Origin of the sequence: Streptomyces sp. NPDC005925 (assembly GCF_040638805.1) — a bacterium.
GTDB lineage: Bacteria > Actinomycetota > Actinomycetes > Streptomycetales > Streptomycetaceae > Streptomyces.
The window spans coordinates 49,305-66,327 of sequence record NZ_JBEXVL010000016.1; the positions used below are offsets into that span (position 1 = coordinate 49,305).

Sequence of the window (17,023 nt, forward strand, 5' to 3'; positions counted from 1 at the left end):
GCCAGTCGCCGGCCATCAGCGCGCAACGGTCAGGGGTCGGGCGTCAGGCGTCAGCGGTCAGCGCTCAGCCGTCAACGGTCCGCCGCCCGCCGCCCGCCGCTTGCCGCCCGCCGTCCGCCGTCCGCAGTCAGTTGCTTCGGACCGCCAGTGCCAGGAACCTGGCGTCCTCGTCGGCGTACGAGGTCAGTCGCCACCCCGAGGCCGACAGCAGTGAGCGGAGGTTCGGCTCGGCGCGCAGGTCGTCCGGGGTGATCCGACGGCCGTGGCGTGCCGCGAGCGCGGCTCTGCCGATCGGGTGGAACAGTGCGAGTACGCCACCTGGGCGCACCACGCGCGCGAGCTCGCGCAGGTTGTCCTCCGGCTGCGGCAGGTGCGCGATCAGCCCCGCCGCGAACACGGCGTCCAGCGACTCCGAACACAGCGGCAGCGCCGCCACGTCCGTGAGCAGCAGCCGCCCTTCGCGGCCCCGCCCGGCCCGTACGGCGGCCTCCAGCATGGCCGGCGTCAGATCCGCGCCGAGGACCACTCCCGAGGGTCCGACTGCGGCTCGAAGCGGCGGCAGTGCCCGTCCGGTGCCGCAGCCCGCGTCGAGCACGCGGTCGCCCTCGCGGAGCCCGAGGTCGGCGACGGCGGCCTCGTAGGCGGGGCCGTCGTCGGGAAACCTGGTGTCCCAGCCGGCGGCGCGGGCGGCGAAGAACTCTTGCACGTGCGCGTGGTCGTCACTCATGCCCCGCATGATCCCGCAGAACGACCGTACGGCGCGGACGGGCGGACGCCCCGGAGACGCCCCTCCGGGACGCCCGCCGGCGGCCGGGGCCGTCTTCCGGAGTCCGGCCGGGTCACGCCCGGCCGTTCCGTGCCGCCCGGGCGGCTCCCCGACGAACGGATCCCGCACGAGGCGATCGCGGGGCTCCGTGGTGGAGCGTGGCCCGAGGGCCGTCGGCCACGACGCGGTACCGGGCAGCACCCTGCCGACGTTCACGCCGGCCGAGCCCCGCAGGCGCCGCATCCACAAGGCGCCCAGCCTGCGCGAGGTGACGCGGACGGGAAGCTCTCGCGGAACGCCGTCACGCGGGCCGAACGCCTCGACGCGCTCCTCGCCCAGGGGCCGCGCCCCGGTCCGCGCCGCCCGGGGACGAAGCCCCGAGGGGTTCTCCGGGATCCTGGCCCGGCCGCGGCACGACGCGGTCGAACGGCGGCCGGTCGAACGGCGGCCGGACGTCGCGCACACAGGAAATGTCACCATCACGGGCGAGATCGCGCCCTTTTACGGCCGGCTTGCCGGTGTTGATCACCACCTCGTCACCGTCCAGCAGAAACCAGACCGGCGTCACCTCGGGGCTGCCGTCTGCCCGAACAGGGGAGAGTCCTGCGGTGCGGGTCCCGTGGGGGACGAACGCCCGCCGCTCGTCACCGGTCATCTTCCGGGCCATACCTCCCTCGCCCCTCCTTGCCCGCGACCGGACCGTGGGGAAGGCTGGCGGGGGCAGATGCTCCGGACATGGGAGACATCGCACGGGCAGAACACGGGGGAACCGGACCATGGCGCACACCAAAGGGCTCGGCTGGCTGCTGGACGACCTGACCGAGCGGGTCGGACATGTGCGGCACGCGCTGGTGCTGTCCAACGACGGACTGGTGACGGGGGCGAGTACGGGACTGCGGCGCGAGGACGCGGAACATCTCGCCGCCGTGTCGTCCGGGCTGCACAGCCTCGCCAAGGGCTCCGGCCGGCACTTCGGCGCGGGCGGCGTGCGCCAGACGATGATCGAGTTCGACGACGCGGTGCTGTTCGTCACGGCCGCCGGCACGGGCAGCTGCCTGTGCGTGCTGAGTGGCGCGGAAGCCGACATCGGCCGGATCGCCTACGAGATGACCCTGCTCGTCAACCGGGTCGGGGAGCACCTCGACGTGGACGCCCGCTTCCCCGAGCGGAAGCCGAGAAGCCACCCGTGACCTGGTGCTTTGCTGGACCTCGCGGAGTTATCCACAGGCTCGCCACCCTTTGGGCCGAAGCGGCTACGGTTTTTCTCCGGGGCCGCCACGACCGCGCGGGCCGTCCATTCCACGGGGGAGACCGACATGACCGGCAACACCGCCACACCACCGACGATCGCCGCCACATCCTCGACGACCGCCACCACATCGCCGACGATCGCAGCCACATCCTCGACGACCGCCACCACACCACCGACGACCGCCACCAAACCACCGACGACCGCCGCCACATCCTCGACGACCGTCCGCGCGGCATCGGCGACCACCACGCTCACACTGAGCCGAGCCGTGCGTGAACTGAGCCTGAAACGCGGCGAGCTCGACCTCGCCGTCCGCCTCGGACGCGTCACGACCGTTCACGACACGGGCGGTGGACGCGTCGCCCGCGAGGAGATCGAGCGTCTGCGTGCCGAGGAGGGTTTCCCCGACGGGCTGCGCGAGCGCGTCGAAGCCGTCGGCACGAAGGACGGGGCGGCAGTCCTCCAGGTGCCCGAGAGCAGGTTCACCCGCCTCGCCCGCCTGAGCCTCAGGACCGCCAACGGGCCGGTGTGCCGGCGGGCCGGCACCGGATACCACCGCACCGGACCAGAGCGCGAACGCCGCGGACAGGCAGCGCGGCCTGCGCGGCCGGCTGCGCCGCAGGGGGACGGGAGCGCTTACAGCGCCCTGAACAGCCCTTCCTGGACGACGGACACGAGCAGGCGTCCCTCGACGTCGTAGATCCGGCCACGGGCCAGACCCCGCCCGCCCGTCGCGATCGGCGATTCCTGGTCGTACAGGAACCACTCGTCCGCGCGGAACGGCCGGTGGAACCACATCGCGTGGTCCAGCGACGCCATGTCGAACCCCCGCGGACCCCACAGCGGTTCGACGGGGATACGCACGGCGTCCAGCAGGGTCATGTCGCTGGCGTAGGTCAGCGCGCACGTGTGCACCAGCGGATCGTCGCCCAGCGGGCCCACCGCGCGCATCCACACGGCGCTGCGCGGATCGGCGCCCCTGACCTCGTCGGCGGTCCAGCGCAGCCGGTCGACATAGCGGATGTCGAAGGGCTGACGCCGGGCCATCCGCTCCAACTGCTCCGGCAGCGCGCCCAGATGCTCCCGGATCTCGTCCACGACCGTCGGCAGGGATTCCGGGGACGGAAGCTCACGGCCCGGCGGCAGCTGGTGCTCGAAACTCCCCGGTTCGGGTTTGTGAAAGGAGGCGGTGAGGTTGAAGATCGTGCGGCCCTGCTGCACCGCGGTGACCCGGCGCGTCGTGAACGACCGCCCGTCCCGCACCCGCTCCACCTGGTACACGATCGGCACACCCGGCCGGCCGGGCCGCAGGAAGTACGCGTGCAGCGAGTGCACGGGACGGCCGCTCTCCGTGGTCCGCCCGGCCGCGACCAGCGCCTGCCCGGCCACCTGGCCCCCGAAGACCCGCTGCAGGGATTCCTGCGGGCTGCGTCCACGGAAGATGTTGACCTCGATCTGCTCCAGGTCGAGCAGGTCGACGAGGCTCTCGGCCGGGTTCGTCATGGGTGGTGTTCTCCTGTGCTCACAACGCAACGGCGTCTTACAGCTGACCGACGTCGGTGACCCGCACGATCGCCCGGCCCTCCGCGTCGGACGCGGTCAGATCGACCTCCGCGCTGATGCCCCAGTCATGGTCGCCGTTCGGGTCGTCGAAGATCTGACGGACACGCCACAGAGCGTTCTGCGGCTCCTCCTCGATCACCAGCAGCTTGGGACCGCGGGCGTCGGGGCCGGTGCCCAGGTCCTCGTACTCGTCCCAGTACTTGTCCATCGCCTCGCCCCACGCCTCCGCGTCCCAGCCGGCCTCGGCGTCCATCTCGCCCAGCTCCCCGACCTGGTCGAGGGCGGCGAGCTCCACCCGGCGGAACAAGGCGTTGCGGACCAGGACACGGAAGGCGCGCGCGTTGGTGGTGACGGGCTTGACCTCGTCGGCCTTCTCCTGGGCCTCCTCGGCGGTCATCTCCTCCGGGTTGGCCAGCTGCTCCCACTCGTCCAGCAGACTGGAGTCGACCTGGCGGACCATCTCGCCCAGCCACTCGATCAGGTCCTGCAGGTCCTCCGACTTGAGGTCGTCGGGGATGGTGTGATCGAGGGCCTTGTAGGCACCGGCGAGGTAGCGCAGCACGATGCCCTCGGTGCGGGCCAGCTCGTAGAACGACACCAGCTCCGTGAACGACATCGCCCGCTCGTACATGTCGCGGACGACCGACTTCGGCGACAGCGGATGGTCACCGACCCAGGGGTGACTCTTGCGGTACGTGTTGTACGCGTGGAAGAGCAGCTCCTCCAGCGGCTTCGGGTACGAGATGTCCTGGAGCCGCTCCATGCGCTCCTCGTACTCGATCCCGTCCGCCTTCATGGCGGCCACGGCCTCGCCGCGCGCCTTGTTCTGCTGGGCGGCCAGGATCTGCCGCGGGTCGTCCAGCGTGGACTCCACGACGGACACCATGTCCAGGGCGTACGACGGCGACTCCGGGTCCAGCAGCTCGAAGGCGGCCAGCGCGAACGTGGACAGCGGCTGGTTCAGCGCGAAGTCCTGCTGCAGGTCCACCGTGAGGCGCACGACGCGGCCCTCGGTGTCCGGCTCGTCCAGCTTCTCCACGATGCCGCCGTCCAGCAGCGACCGGTAGATCGCGATGGCCCGCCGGATGTGCCGCAGCTGCTGCTTGCGCGACTCGTGGTTGTCCTCCAGCAGGTGCCGCATCGCCCGGAACGCGTCGCCCGGCCGGGCGATCACCGACAGCAGCATCGTGTGCGTCACCCGGAAACGGGACGTCAGCGGTTCCGGCTCGGATCCGATGAGCTTCTCGAAGGTCTGCTCCGTCCACCCGACGAAACCCTCGGGCGCCTTCTTGCGGACGACCTTGCGGCGTTTCTTCGGGTCGTCGCCGGCCTTGGCGAGGGCCTTCTCGTTCTCGACGACGTGCTCGGGGGCCTGGGCGACGACGAAGCCCTCCGTGTCGAAGCCCGCCCGGCCGGCCCGGCCCGCGATCTGGTGGAACTCCCGTGCCCGCAGCGTGCGCACCCGGGTGCCGTCGTACTTGGTCAGCGCGGTGAACAGCACCGTGCGGATGGGGACGTTGACCCCCACGCCGAGCGTGTCCGTGCCGCAGATGACCTTCAGCAGACCCGCCTGCGCGAGCTTCTCCACCAGCCGCCGGTACTTCGGCAGCATGCCGGCGTGGTGCACACCGATGCCGTGCCGGACGTAACGCGAGAGATTGCGGCCGAACTTGGTGGTGAAGCGGAAGTTGCCGATCAGCTCGGCGATCCGGTCCTTCTCCTCACGCGTGCACATGTTGATGCTCATCAGTGCCTGCGCCCGCTCCACGGCCTGCGCCTGCGTGAAGTGCACGATGTAGACGGGGGCCTGCCGTGCCGCCAGCAGCTCGGTGAGCGTCTCGGTGAGCGGTGTGTAGCGGTACTCGTAGGACAGCGGCACCGGACGGGTCGCCGAGCGGACCACGGACGTGGGGCGGCCCGTGCGGCGCGTGAGGTCCTGCTCGAAGAAGGAGACGTCGCCGAGCGTGGCCGACATGAGGACGAACTGCGCCTGCGGCAGTTCCAGCAGGGGGATCTGCCAGGCCCAGCCGCGGTCCGGCTCCGCGTAGAAGTGGAACTCGTCCATGACGACCTGGCCGACGTCCGCGTGCTTCCCGTCGCGCAACGCGATGGAGGCGAGCACCTCGGCGGTGCAGCAGATCACCGGGGCGTCGGCGTTCACGGAGGCGTCGCCCGTGAGCATGCCGACGTTCTCCGTGCCGAACAGCTTGCACAGCTCGAAGAACTTCTCCGACACCAGCGCCTTGATCGGTGCCGTGTAAAACGTGACCTGGTCGCGTGCGAGAGCGGCGAAATGGGCACCCGCCGCGATCATGCTCTTGCCGGAGCCGGTGGGTGTCGACACGATCACGTTCGCACCGGAGACCACCTCGATCAGCGCCTCCTCCTGGTGGGGATAGAGCGTGAGACCGCGCTCCCGGGCCCAGGACTCGAAGGCGTCGTACAGGGCGTCGGGGTCGGCGGTCGGCGGCAGCTGATCGATGAGGGTCACGCCCCCATCTTGCCTGGCCCCCGGTCCGATGCGGGAATCGGAGGATCCGCCGAAGATCGCGAACGCTACGCTGTGTCGCCGACGGCGCGTCAGCGCCCCGGGGCAACGGGACAGCTGCACACGAGGAATGGGGCGGGCAACGGCCATGATGGGACCAGCACACTCACTGTCCGGCGCGGCCGCCTGGCTCGGCGTCGGAGCGGCGGCCGCCGCTGCCGGACACCCCATGCCCTGGCCCGTTCTGCTGGTGGGTGCGCTGATCTGCGCCGGCGCGGCGCTCGCGCCCGACCTCGACCACAAGGCGGCCACCATCTCGCGGGCCTTCGGGCCACTCTCCCGAGGGCTGTGCGAGATAGTCGACAAGTTGTCCTACGCCGTCTACAAGGCGACGAAGAAACAGGGCGACCCGCGCCGCTCGGGCGGACACCGCACGCTCACCCACACCTGGCTGTGGGCCGTGATGATCGGTGGGGGCACCTCGGTGCTGGCGATCACCGGGGGCCGCTGGGCCGTGCTGGCGATCCTCTTCGTGCACCTGGTGCTGGCCATCGAGGGCCTGCTGTGGCGGGCGGCCCGCGGCTCCAGCAGCGACATCCTGGTCTGGCTGCTGGCGGCGGCCAGCGCCTGGATCCTGGCCGGCGTCCTGGACGAGCCGGGCAACGGCGCGGCCTGGCTGTTCACGGCTCCGGGTCAGGAGTACCTGTGGCTGGGCCTGCCGGTCGTGCTGGGCGCACTGGTGCACGACCTCGGCGACGCGCTGACGGTGTCCGGCTGTCCGATCCTGTGGCCGATTCCCCTGGGCCGCAAGCGGTGGTACCCGATCGGCCCGCCGAAGGCCTTGCGGTTCCGGGCCGGCAGCTGGATCGAGCTCAAGGTGCTGATGCCGGCGTTCATGCTGCTCGGCGGGGTGGGCTGCGCGGCGGCGCTCAACGTCATCTGACGGCCGGGGCGGCGCCGGGGGGCGGCGCCGCCGGGACGCTCCTCGTTGCGTCGGCGTCCGGTGCCGGTGGCCGTCCACCGGGCCCGGCCCGGTCGGCGGCAGTACGCGTTCGGCAGGGTGCCGGTTCCTCAGCCGGTGTCCTTGCCGGCCCCGCCGCCGTACCGACGCGCGAAACGGGCGACGCGGCCCTCGGAGTCCACCGTGCGGGCCGTGCCGGTGTAGAACGGGTGGCTCTCCGAGGAGATCTCCACATCCACGACCGGGTAGGTCTCGCCGTCGTCCCACTCGATGGTCCGGTCGCTGGTCGCGGTCGACCGGGTCAGAAAGGCGTACCCGGCGGCGCGGTCACGGAAGACGACGGCGTGGTAGGCGGGGTGCTTGTTCTGCTGCATGGCTGCTCCTCGTGCGGAGGCGGTGGTGGCGCGGTCGGCGGCGGTGCGGTGGGACGGGTCCGCCGGGGGCCGACGTGGTGGGCCGCGCGGTGGCCGACGCGGTGGGTGGCGTCAGCCGGGCAGGACGTCCTCGTCGACGATGTGCACGGCGGCCTCCTCGGCGGAGGCGGCGGCTCCGTCGATGCCCACGTCCATGGCGACGAGCGCGCCTTCCTCGTCCTCGTGTGCCCCCTCGTCGGGTGCGACGAGACGGCCGGAGCGGATGTCGCCGACCTCGTTGTCCAGGAGTTCCCCGTCGGTGTTCTGGGAGTCGCCCAGCCCGTCGCCGGCCGAGGGCGCGAGGTCCGGTGCCTCTTCGGCGAGGCGCTGCTCGAGCGTTTCGCCGAGGTGGCGCTCCGCGGCCGTCACACCGACGTGTTCCACCGCGAGGGGCCGTTCCGGCGGGGACCAGCCGCGGTCGAGCGGATCGTCCACACCGTCGTACTCGAGGGTGTCCTCCGCGTCGAGCAGCCCCGTGTCCTCCCGTTGCTCGGACCCGTCGGGCTGGTAGACGTCGTCTCCCCAACCGTCGGCGCTGTTCACGGATACCTCCAGGGGGTGAGGACGGGCCCCTCCCCGTCGCGGATCACGGTGGGCCACGCCTGCCGGAGGCACAGGCGCCGCCCGTCGCCGCATCGCGTGGTTCCCGGGCGTTCCCCGAGCCGGTGCCTGCCTCCAGCCTTCCACCCTGCTTCGGGACCGCGCAACGGCACCGGGGAGCAGTCCCTGACAGCCCGGCCCCGGCCTGCCGCCCACCTCGCGGCTCCACCCCGACGGCGGCCCGCGCCCGAGACTGGGCCGAGGCACTGGCCGGTCACCGGCGGCGCGGTCGCGCCGGCTCGCACACCCGCCCGGGGCGCCACCCCGGCGGATGAAGTCGTCCCGGCCGCCCCGGCCGTCGGGGTCGTCGCCGTGGCCACCCCGGAACCCGGACCCGGAGCAGCCACGACGCGACGCCCTCCCGGGTCATCCGTGCCAGGACCGCCACAGCGCCGCGTACGCCCCGTCGGCCGCGACCAGCTCGTCATGGCTGCCGAGTTCGCTGATGCGGCCGTCCTCGACGACGGCGATCACGTCGGCGTCGTGGGCGGTGTGCAGCCGGTGGGCGATGGCGACCACGGTGCGGCCGTCGAGGACCCGGGCCAGGGACCGCTCCAGGTGGCGAGCCGCCCGCGGGTCGAGCAGGGACGTCGCCTCGTCCAGGACCAGCGTGTGCGGATCGGCCAGCACCAGCCGGGCCAGCGCGATCTGCTGCGCCTGAGCGGGAGTGAGGGCGAGACTGCCGGAACCGACCTCGGTGTCCAGACCGTCGTCCAGTGCCCGTGCCCAGCCGTCCGCGTCCACGGCGGCCAGCGCGGCCCACAGCTCGGCGTCCTCGGCACACGCGCGGGCGAGCCTGAGGTTGTCGCGCAGGGAGCCCACGAAGACGTGGTGCTCCTGGTTGACGAGGGCGATGTGGGAGCGGGTGCGTTCGGCGGGCATCCGGGAGAGTTCTGCGCCGCCCAGGGTGATCCTGCCGTCCCGGGGCGCGTAGATGCCCGCCAGCAGCCTGCCCAGGGTGGACTTGCCCGCGCCCGAGGGGCCGACCAGCGCCATCCGTGTCCCCGGGGCCACCTCCAGGGTCACCTCGCGCAGCACGTCGACGCCCTCGCGGTAGCCGAAGTGCACCCGGTCCGCTCGCACGTCGCGCCCCTGCGGGGACAGCGCGTCGTCACCCGGCTCCGGCTCGATGTCCCGGACACCGACCAGCCGGGCCAGCGACACCTGCGCCACCTGCAGCTCGTCGTACCAGCGCAGGATCAGCCCCACAGGGTCGATCAGCATCTGAGAGATCAGTGCGCCCGTCGTCAGCTGACCGACCCCGATCCAGCCCTGCAGGACGAACACGCCGCCGATGAGCAGCACGGAAGCGAGGACGGTGACATGGGTGACGTTGATGACGGGGAAGAGCACCGACCGCAGCCAGAGCGTGTAGTTCTCCCAGGCGGTCCACTCCTTGATGCGGCGCTCCGACAGGGCGACGCGACGGTCGGCGAGCCGGTGGGCCTCGACGGTGCGTCCGGCGTCGACGGTCTCGGTGAGCGCGGCGGCGACGACGGCGTATCCGGCCGCCTCGGAGCGGTACGCGGACGGCGCCCGGCGGAAGTACCAGCGGCAGCCGGCCACCAGCAGCGGCACGGCGACCAGCACGGCGGGCGCCAGCTCGGGAGCCGTCACGACGAGACCGCCGAGCAGCAGCCCCGCCCAGACGACGCCGATCGCCAGCTGCGGTACGGCCTCGCGCATCGCGTTGGCGAGCCGGTCGATGTCCGTCGTGATGCGGGACAGCAGATCGCCCGTCCCGGCACGCTCCAGCACGCCGGGCGGCAGCCCGACCGACCGCACGAGGAAGTCCTCCCGCAGGTCGGCCAGCATCCGCTCGCCCAGTACCGCGCCGCGCAGCCGCACCTGACGCACGAACACGGCCTGCACGAGCAGCGCGGTCACGAACAGTCCGGCCGTGAGCTCCAGACGCAGCTCGCCGGCCCCGTCCGACACCCGCTCCACGAGGCCGCCCAGCAGGTAGGGACCGACCATGGAGGCGATCACGGCGACCGTGTTGACGGTGATGAGGAGCAGGAAGGCGCGCCGGTGCCGGCGCAACAGTTCGGCCACGTAGGCACGTACGGTCGCGGGGGCGCCGACCGGCAGGGTGCTCGCCGTGGTCGGTGCCGCCGGGTCGTACGCCGGTGGCGCCACGCCGATCATGCGGTCTCCTCGATCTCTTCCAGAACCTTGTGTTCTTCCCATACGCCGTGCGGTCCGGTCGCCTCGTCCCCGGGCCCGGACCCGACGGTCCGCTGCGGGTGCGGGGTCGCCTCGTCTTCGGTGTCGCGGGTCACGACCGCCCGGTACCGGGGTTCGGTCGCCACCAGTTCGCGGTGGGCCCCCACGGCCACGACCTGCTCGTCGTGCAGGAACACGACACGGTCGGCCCGGTCCAGCAGCAGTGGGGACGAGGTGAACACGATGGTCGTGCGTTCGGCCCGCAGCTCCCGTACGCCCTGGGCGATGCGCGCCTCGGTGTGGGAGTCGACGGCGGAGGTCGGCTCGTCCAGGACGAGCACCCCCGGATCGGTGACCAGTGACCGGGCGAGGGCGAGGCGCTGGCGCTGTCCGCCGGACAGGGACCGGCCGCGCTCCGTGATGCGGGCGTCCATCGGGTCCTCGGCGTCCAGCGAGCCCTGCGCGAGCGCCGCGAGCACGTCGTCGCACTGGGCCGCGGCCAGCGCGTCGGCGGCATCGACGTCACCCGAGGCGGGTACGTCGAGCAGGTCGCGCAGCGAGCCCGACAGCAGCACCGGGTCCTTGTCCTGCACGAGGACGGCGGTGCGCGCCGAGTCCAGCGGCAGTTCGTCGAGCGGCACTCCGTCCAGCAGCACCGAGGTGCTCTGCTCGGAGGCGTGGCCGCCCAGGCGTTCCGCCAGCCGTCCCGCCGCGTCCGGGTCGCCGCACACCACGGCGGTGAGCCGTCCGGCGGGGGCGAGCAGACCGGTGGCCGGGTCGTACAGGTCGCCGGACGGGACGTCGGCGGCGCGCGATCCCGCGGTGTCCGTGGCCCGTCGCAGTGACAGCACCCGGGCGGTCCGCTTGGCCGAGGGGCGGGAGAAGGAGTAGGCCATCGCGATCTCTTCGAAGTGGCGCAGCGGATACGTCATGATCATGACCGAGCTGTAGACCGTGACGAGTTCACCGACGCTGATCCGGCCCTCCTGGGTCAGGCGCACGCCGTGCCAGACGACCGCGATGAGCAGCAGACCGGGCAGCAGGACCTGGATCGCGGCGATCAGCGCCCACATGCGGGCGCTGCGCACGGCGGCCCGGCGGACCTCCTGGGAGGCGCTGCGGTAGCGGTCGAGGAAGAGTTCCTCACCACCGATACCGCGCAGGACGCGCAGCCCGGCGACGGTGTCCGAGGCCAGTTCGGTGGCGCGGCCGGCCTTCTCGCGCTGGACGTCGGCGCGCTGGGTGGCGCGGGGCAGCAGCGGCAGTACGGCGATGGCGAGGACGGGCAGGCCCACGGCGACGATCACGCCGAGGGCGGGCTGGTAGACGAGGAGGCCGATGCAGACGAGTACGAGGGTGAGCATCGCCGCGGTGAACCGCGACAGTGCTTCCACGAACCAGCCGATCTTCTCGACGTCGCCGGTGGAGACGGCCACGACTTCGCCGGCCGCGACGCGGCGGGTCAGGGCCGAGCCCAGCTGCGCGGTCCTGCGGGCCAGCAATTGCTGGACGCGGGCGGCGGCGGTGATCCAGTTGGTGACGGCGGTGCGGTGCAGGAAGGTGTCGCCGACGGCGTTGGCGACACACACCAGCGCCATCAGGGCACCGGCCAGAGCGAGACGGCCGCCGGAGCGGTCGACGACGGCCTGCACGGCGAGGCCCACGCAGAACGGCAGGGTGGAGACGGCACCGAAGTGCAGCAGACCCCAGGCCAGCGACTTGGCCTGGCCGCCCAGCTGGTTCCGGAAGAGCCACCACAGGAATCGGGGTCCCGAGCGAACGTCAGGCTCACCCGGGTCGGGATACGGAAGGTCTTGGATCTGCATGACGTCCCAGTGGCTCGTGACAGGTCAGGGAGGGGGGAGTCGCTGTACGGGAACAGCAAACCGTGACAGGTTCGCGTCGCAGCGTGGTGGGAGGCAACCGGTTTTCCCGGCCGCGGACAGGCGGGCGGGCCCGGGCGTTCGGCCCGGACACGCCGACGTTCCGCGGGGGTACGCACGGCGACCCGGCCGTTGCTCAGTCCGCACCGCACGACGATCCGCCCGTCGCGCGCCTCGTTATCCGTACGTGGTGTACCTGCAACCGGGTTACCTGTTCCTGGCCTCGGGGTCAGCCTGCCGCTCGACCGCCGACAGGGTTCAGCAGGCGCGCCGGTCTCCGTCGGGGGCGTGGCCGTGCCCGTCGGGGGCGCCGTCCACCAGCGTGTCCAGAAGACCGCCGAGCACCGTCCGCTGCTCGGCCGTCAGAGGCGCGAGGATTTCCTTCGCCGCGGCCCGGCGGGCGTGGTGCAGTTCGCTCACGGCCCGGTGTCCGTCGTCGGTGAGCTCGATCCGGATCACCCGGCGGTTCGTCGGGTCCGGAACCCGGCGAACCCTCCCGCTCGCCTCGAGTCCGTCGACGAGCGTCGTCACCGCGCGGGGGACCACTTCCAGACGTTCGGCCAGGTCGGCCATCCGCGGCGGCGAGGGGTAGTGCGCCAGCGTGCGCAGCAGCCTGGCCTGCGCCGGCGTGATCCCCAGACCGCCCTGCTGGAAACAGCGCTTCTGGATGCGGTGCATCCGGCGGGTGAGGCGCAGCAACTGTTCGGCGAGCGGGCCGTCGGAATCGGCGGGGGTCATGCGGGAACAATATCAGGAGGGTGTTCATTGTGAACATAGGTAACAATGAGCTAGGGTCAGACTCCGTCAGGCACCGCGAGCCGCGCCGGGGAACAAGACCCGGACCGTGACGCCGTGGACCGACGCCCCGGTCCCGCGCCGCGCCCAGTACCCGCAGACCGCAGACCGCAGACCGCGGACGGGAGACCGGCCGCCCGGCCACCCCACCGGAAACCCCGGTCGACCGGGCCACCCCTCGCCCGACCACGGCCTCACGTCTTCAGCCGTCGCAGCACTCATCACCTCCGTAGGAGCCCATGCACCCCGGTCATGAACCCGCCTGGACCCCGTCGACCGACGCCGCGGAGCAGCCGCGGCAGGTCCGCCGCATCCTGATGCTGTTCCGCCCCTATCGGGGCCGTCTCGCGATCGTCGGCCTGCTGGTCGGGGCCGCGTCGCTGGTCTCCGTCGCCACGCCCTTTCTGTTGAAGGAGACGCTCGACGTCGCGATCCCGCAGGGGCGCACCGGGCTGCTCAGCCTGCTCGCCCTCGGCATGATCGTCAGCGCCGTCCTCACCAGTGTGTTCGGCGTGCTGCAGACCCTGATCTCCACGACGGTCGGCCAGCGCGTCATGCACGACCTGCGTACCGCCGTCTACGGCCGCCTCCAGCGCATGTCGCTCGCCTTCTTCACCCGCACCCGTACCGGCGAGGTGCAGTCCCGGATCGCCAACGACATCGGGGGGATGCAGGCCACCGTCACCTCCACGGCGACATCGCTGGTCTCCAACCTGACCACCGTCGTCGCCACGATCGTCGCGATGCTCGCGCTCGACTGGCGGCTGACTGCCGTCTCGCTGCTGTTGCTGCCGGTGTTTGTGTGGATCAGCCGAAGAGTCGGCAACGAGCGCAGGAAGATCACCACGCACAAGCAGGACCAGATGGCCGCGATGGCCGCCACCGTCACGGAGTCGCTGTCCGTGAGCGGCATTCTGCTGGGCCGGACGATGGGTCGCTCCGACTCGCTCACCAGCGCCTTCTCCGAGGAGTCCGAGAAGCTGGTCGACCTGGAGGTGCGGTCGAACATGGCCGGGCGCTGGCGCATGGCCGTGATCATGATCGTCATGGCGGCGATGCCCGCCGTCATCTACTGGACCGCCGGGACGGCGCTCCAACTGGGCGGTCCGCAGGTCTCCATCGGCACGATCGTCGCCTTCGTCTCGCTCCAGCAGGGGCTGTTCCGTCCGGCCGTCGGTCTGCTGTCGACCGGCGTGCAGATCCAGACGTCGCTCGCGCTGTTCCAGCGCATCTTCGAGTACCTGGACCTGCCCATCGACATCACCGAGTGCGACGACCCCGTCCACCTCGACCGGATCAAGGGGGAGATCCGTTTCGAGAACGTCGAGTTCCGCTACGACGCCGAGGACGGCCCGGTCCTCGTCGGCATCGACCTCACCGTCCCCGCGGGCAGCAGCCTCGCCGTCGTCGGTTCGACCGGGGCCGGCAAGTCGACGCTCGGCTACCTGGTCCCGCGGCTGTACGACGTGACGGGCGGCCGGGTCACTCTCGACGGGGTCGACGTGCGTGACCTCGACTTCGACACCCTCGCGCGTGCGATCGGCGTCGTCTCCCAGGAGACGTACCTCTTCCACGCCTCCGTCGCCGACAACCTGCGCTTCGCCAGGCCGGACGCCACCGACGGGGAACTGCATGCGGCGGCGAAGGCGGCTCAGATCCACGACCACATCGCCGCCCTGCCCGACGGCTACGACACCGTCGTGGGCGAGCGGGGGCACCGCTTCTCCGGCGGCGAGAAGCAGCGCCTGGCCATCGCCCGGACCATCCTGCGCGACCCGCCGGTCCTCATCCTCGACGAGGCGACCAGCGCGCTGGACACCCGCACCGAGCACGCCGTGCAGGCGGCCATCGACGCGCTGTCGGCCAACCGCACCACCCTCACCATCGCGCACCGCCTGTCCACCATTCGGGGTGCCGACCAGATCGTCGTCCTCGACGCGGGCCGGGTCGCCGAACGGGGCGCGCACGAGGAACTGTTGGGGCAGGACGGCGCGTACGCGGCACTGGTCCGGAGGGACACCCGACTGGAACTGACAAAATGACTATATGTCGAGTTTTTCCCCTTTGGCGGGTTACCGTGCCCGCATGCAGACGAACACTTCGCCACGGAGCACGATTCGACTGACGCGCCGGGGGCGTCTCGCCCTCATCGTGACCGGAGCCGTCGTGGCCGGCACCGCCGTGGCGGTGCCGCTGCTGAGTGTGGGCGGGGAGGACGACGCCCGGCCCACATCCCTGGTGATCCCGGAGGGCCGGCGCGCGACCGAGGTGTACGAGGCCGTCGACAAGGCCCTCGCCCTGCCCGCGGGCACCACGAAGAAGTCCCTGACCAAGGCCGACCTTCAGCTGCCCGACGACGCCGCGGGCAACCCCGAGGGCTACCTCTTCCCGGCGAGGTATCCGCTGGGCGAGAAGACGACCCCGCAACAACTCCTCGGGGCCATGGCGGCGAAGGCCCGCGAGAAGTTCAACGGTGCCCCGATCGCCGCCGGAGCGGAGCGCAACGCGATGAACGTCTACCAGGCGGTCACCATCGCGAGCCTCGTGCAGGCCGAGGCGGCCACCAGGGGCGACATGGGCAAGGTGGCCCGGGTGATCTTCAACCGGCTGGAGCGCGGCATGCCGCTCCAGATGGACTCCACGGTCAACTACGGCCTCGGCCGCGCCTCGCTGAAGACGAGCGTGACGGACACCCGGCTCGACACGCCCTACAACTCGTACGAGCGCATGGGCCTGCCGCCCACTCCGATCGACAACCCGGGCGAGGCGGCGATGCGCGCCGCGGTCGACCCGACGCCGGGGGACTGGCTGTACTACGTCACCGTCAAGCCCGGAGACACCCGCTTCACCGCCGACTTCGCCGAACACCAGCGCAACGTCGCCGAGTCGCACCGTGATCAGGAGAGCGCCCCGAACCAGAGGGGTTCGACGAACCAGAAGGGCTCGGACGAGGGGAACTCGAGCAAGAAACACTCAAAGTCGCCGGTGGCCGCGTGAGCCGCACGGGGCATCACGCCGCCACCGGCGCGGGTTCACCGTCCAGCAGCCGCCCGATGTCCCGTACGGCCGCGCGTCCCGCGCGGTTGGCGCCGATGGTGCTGGCCGACGGCCCGTAGCCGACCAGATGGACGCGGGGGTCGGCCGCCGCACGGGTGCCCTCGACGCGGATCCCGCCGCCGGGTCCGCGCAGCCGCAGTGGCGCGAGATGACCGACGGCGGGCCGGAAACCGGTCGCCCACAGGATGACGTCGGCGGCCACCTGCTGCCCGTCGTCCCACGCCACACCGTCGGGTGTGATCCGGTCGAACATGGGCTGCCGGTCCAGGACACCGTCCCGCAGCCCCTGCCGGATGGCGTCATTGAGCGGCAGGGCGGTCACGGAGACGACGCTCTCGGGCGGCAACCCCTGCCGTACCCGCTCCTCGACCAGCGCGACCGCGGCCCGGCCCGCCGCCTCGTCGAAGGGGCCCTCCCGGAAGACCGGGGGGCGCCGGGTCACCCACGTGGTCGCGGCGGCCGACGGGGCGATCTCCAGCAGGTGCTGCGTGCCGGACGCCCCGCCGCCCACCACGACGACCCGCTGTCCGGCGAACGCCTCGGGCCCCGGGTACTGCGCGGTGTGCAGCTGACGCCCCCGGAAAGTCTCCTGGCCCGGGTAACGCGGCCAGAACGGCCGGTCCCAGGTGCCCGTCGCGTTGATCAGCGCGCGCGTCGCCCACTCCCCGTCCGAGGTCTCGACGAGCAGCCGCCCGTCGCCGCCCTCCCGCACGGACCGTACCTCGACGGGCCGCCGTACCCGCAGGTCGAAGGCGCGTTCGTACGCGGCGAAGTACTCGGCGACGACCTGCGACGACGGCCGCGCGGGGTCCGCGCCCGTCAGTTCCATGCCGGGCAGGGCGTGCATGCCGTGCACCTTGCCGTACGTCAGCGACGGCCACCGGAACTGCCAGGCGCCGCCCGGCCCGGGGGAGCGGTCGAGCACCACGAAGTCCCGGTCCGGCCGGAAACCGGTGCGCCGCAGGTGGTAGGCGCCCGCCAGACCGGCCTGACCGGCGCCCACGACGACGACCTCGACCTCACGCATGTTGTTCACGTTTCTACCAACAGGGGGAGGTCCGCCCGTCTTCCCGGTCCGG

Annotated in this window: 14 protein-coding genes and 2 pseudogenes; 6 read left to right on the plus strand and 10 right to left on the minus strand. The window is 71.9% G+C overall.

Translation table 11 applies throughout. The features are described from left to right. Positions 1 to 127: 127 nt before the first annotated feature. Together ABZ354_RS19420 and ABZ354_RS19425 are read right to left on the minus strand one after the other, a co-directional pair. Positions 128 to 727 carry a methyltransferase domain-containing protein gene (locus tag ABZ354_RS19420; RefSeq protein ID WP_358658369.1) on the minus strand — a complete coding sequence of 200 codons (600 nt, stop codon included), beginning with the start codon at positions 725 to 727 and terminating at the stop codon, positions 128 to 130. 306 nt (positions 728 to 1,033) lie between these two features. Continuing rightward, positions 1,034 to 1,433 (minus strand): annotated as a pseudogene (locus ABZ354_RS19425) (pyridoxamine 5'-phosphate oxidase family protein); the annotation flags it as partial. A gap of 109 nt (positions 1,434 to 1,542) precedes the next feature. Here ABZ354_RS19425 and ABZ354_RS19430 point away from each other — a divergent pair. The 3 genes and pseudogenes from ABZ354_RS19430 to ABZ354_RS19440 all read left to right on the plus strand — a co-directional run. After that, positions 1,543 to 1,956 carry a roadblock/LC7 domain-containing protein gene (locus tag ABZ354_RS19430; protein ID WP_358658272.1) on the plus strand — a complete coding sequence of 138 codons (414 nt, stop codon included), beginning with the start codon at positions 1,543 to 1,545 and terminating at the stop codon, positions 1,954 to 1,956. Continuing rightward, a complete protein-coding gene (locus ABZ354_RS19435; RefSeq protein ID WP_358658378.1) occupies positions 1,953 to 2,294 on the plus strand; it encodes a hypothetical protein in 342 nt (113 codons plus the stop codon). Before ABZ354_RS19430 ends, ABZ354_RS19435 begins: the two co-directional genes overlap by 4 nt. Then, a pseudogene (locus tag ABZ354_RS19440) lies at positions 2,275 to 2,526 on the plus strand (DUF6397 family protein); the annotation flags it as partial. The gene ABZ354_RS19435 and the pseudogene ABZ354_RS19440, both read left to right, overlap by 20 nt. A gap of 128 nt (positions 2,527 to 2,654) precedes the next feature. On the opposite strand, the gene ABZ354_RS19445 reads toward ABZ354_RS19440, so the two are convergent. Both ABZ354_RS19445 and ABZ354_RS19450 read right to left on the minus strand, forming a co-directional pair. Continuing rightward, a complete protein-coding gene (locus tag ABZ354_RS19445) occupies positions 2,655 to 3,521 on the minus strand; it encodes an acyl-CoA thioesterase II (protein ID WP_358658274.1) in 867 nt (288 codons plus the stop codon). 37 nt (positions 3,522 to 3,558) lie between these two features. Further along, positions 3,559 to 6,072 carry a DUF3516 domain-containing protein gene (locus ABZ354_RS19450; RefSeq protein WP_358658276.1) on the minus strand — a complete coding sequence of 838 codons (2,514 nt, stop codon included), beginning with the start codon at positions 6,070 to 6,072 and terminating at the stop codon, positions 3,559 to 3,561. A gap of 145 nt (positions 6,073 to 6,217) precedes the next feature. Here ABZ354_RS19450 and ABZ354_RS19455 point away from each other — a divergent pair, with 145 nt between their 5' ends. After that, the gene (locus ABZ354_RS19455; protein WP_358658278.1) at positions 6,218 to 7,012 is read left to right on the plus strand and encodes a metal-dependent hydrolase; all 795 of its coding nucleotides are present in this window, start codon (positions 6,218 to 6,220) and stop codon (positions 7,010 to 7,012) included. A gap of 128 nt (positions 7,013 to 7,140) precedes the next feature. Here ABZ354_RS19455 and ABZ354_RS19460 read toward each other — a convergent pair whose 3' ends face one another. The 5 genes from ABZ354_RS19460 to ABZ354_RS19480 form a co-directional block, all read right to left on the minus strand. Beyond that, the gene (locus ABZ354_RS19460; protein ID WP_358658280.1) at positions 7,141 to 7,404 is read right to left on the minus strand and encodes a type B 50S ribosomal protein L31; all 264 of its coding nucleotides are present in this window, start codon (positions 7,402 to 7,404) and stop codon (positions 7,141 to 7,143) included. Between the two features lie 111 nt (positions 7,405 to 7,515). Next, entirely contained in the window at positions 7,516 to 7,986 is a 471-nt protein-coding gene (locus ABZ354_RS19465; RefSeq protein ID WP_358658282.1) for a DUF5709 domain-containing protein, read from the minus strand. Positions 7,987 to 8,409: 423 nt separating this feature from the next. Beyond that, positions 8,410 to 10,191: an ABC transporter ATP-binding protein gene (locus ABZ354_RS19470; protein ID WP_358658284.1), complete on the minus strand. Its 1,782-nt coding sequence runs from the start codon at positions 10,189 to 10,191 to the stop codon at positions 8,410 to 8,412. Beyond that, entirely contained in the window at positions 10,188 to 12,035 is a 1,848-nt protein-coding gene (locus ABZ354_RS19475; protein ID WP_358658286.1) for an ABC transporter ATP-binding protein, read from the minus strand. The genes ABZ354_RS19470 and ABZ354_RS19475 overlap by 4 nt, the downstream gene beginning before the upstream one ends. A 315-nt stretch (positions 12,036 to 12,350) precedes the next feature. Continuing rightward, positions 12,351 to 12,830, minus strand: a complete 480-nt coding sequence (locus tag ABZ354_RS19480; protein WP_358658288.1) for a MarR family transcriptional regulator — start codon at positions 12,828 to 12,830, stop codon at positions 12,351 to 12,353. A gap of 296 nt (positions 12,831 to 13,126) precedes the next feature. Here ABZ354_RS19480 and ABZ354_RS19485 point away from each other — a divergent pair, with 296 nt between their 5' ends. Together ABZ354_RS19485 and mltG are read left to right on the plus strand one after the other, a co-directional pair. Then, on the plus strand, positions 13,127 to 14,929 hold the full coding sequence (locus ABZ354_RS19485; protein WP_358658290.1) for an ABC transporter ATP-binding protein: 1,803 nt from the start codon (positions 13,127 to 13,129) through the stop codon (positions 14,927 to 14,929). Between the two features lie 43 nt (positions 14,930 to 14,972). Further along, a complete protein-coding gene (gene mltG, locus ABZ354_RS19490; protein WP_358658291.1) occupies positions 14,973 to 15,884 on the plus strand; it encodes an endolytic transglycosylase MltG in 912 nt (303 codons plus the stop codon). A gap of 13 nt (positions 15,885 to 15,897) precedes the next feature. On the opposite strand, the gene ABZ354_RS19495 is transcribed toward mltG, so the two are convergent. Then, positions 15,898 to 16,980, minus strand: coding sequence for an NAD(P)-binding domain-containing protein (locus ABZ354_RS19495; protein WP_358658293.1), 1,083 nt, complete (start codon positions 16,978 to 16,980; stop codon positions 15,898 to 15,900). Positions 16,981 to 17,023: the final 43 nt, after the last annotated feature.

Coding starts and splice junctions, on each gene's coding strand:
- ABZ354_RS19470 (WP_358658284.1), bottom strand. CDS start 10,191: ATGATCGGCGTGGCGCCACCGGCGTACGACCCGGCGGCACCGACCACG.
- ABZ354_RS19480 (WP_358658288.1), bottom strand. CDS start 12,830: ATGACCCCCGCCGATTCCGACGGCCCGCTCGCCGAACAGTTGCTGCGC.
- ABZ354_RS19455 (WP_358658278.1), top strand. CDS start 6,218: ATGATGGGACCAGCACACTCACTGTCCGGCGCGGCCGCCTGGCTCGGC.
- ABZ354_RS19485 (WP_358658290.1), top strand. CDS start 13,127: ATGCACCCCGGTCATGAACCCGCCTGGACCCCGTCGACCGACGCCGCG.
- mltG (WP_358658291.1), top strand. CDS start 14,973: ATGCAGACGAACACTTCGCCACGGAGCACGATTCGACTGACGCGCCGG.
- ABZ354_RS19475 (WP_358658286.1), bottom strand. CDS start 12,035: ATGCAGATCCAAGACCTTCCGTATCCCGACCCGGGTGAGCCTGACGTT.
- ABZ354_RS19420 (WP_358658369.1), bottom strand. CDS start 727: ATGAGTGACGACCACGCGCACGTGCAAGAGTTCTTCGCCGCCCGCGCC.
- ABZ354_RS19445 (WP_358658274.1), bottom strand. CDS start 3,521: ATGACGAACCCGGCCGAGAGCCTCGTCGACCTGCTCGACCTGGAGCAG.
- ABZ354_RS19430 (WP_358658272.1), top strand. CDS start 1,543: ATGGCGCACACCAAAGGGCTCGGCTGGCTGCTGGACGACCTGACCGAG.
- ABZ354_RS19460 (WP_358658280.1), bottom strand. CDS start 7,404: ATGCAGCAGAACAAGCACCCCGCCTACCACGCCGTCGTCTTCCGTGAC.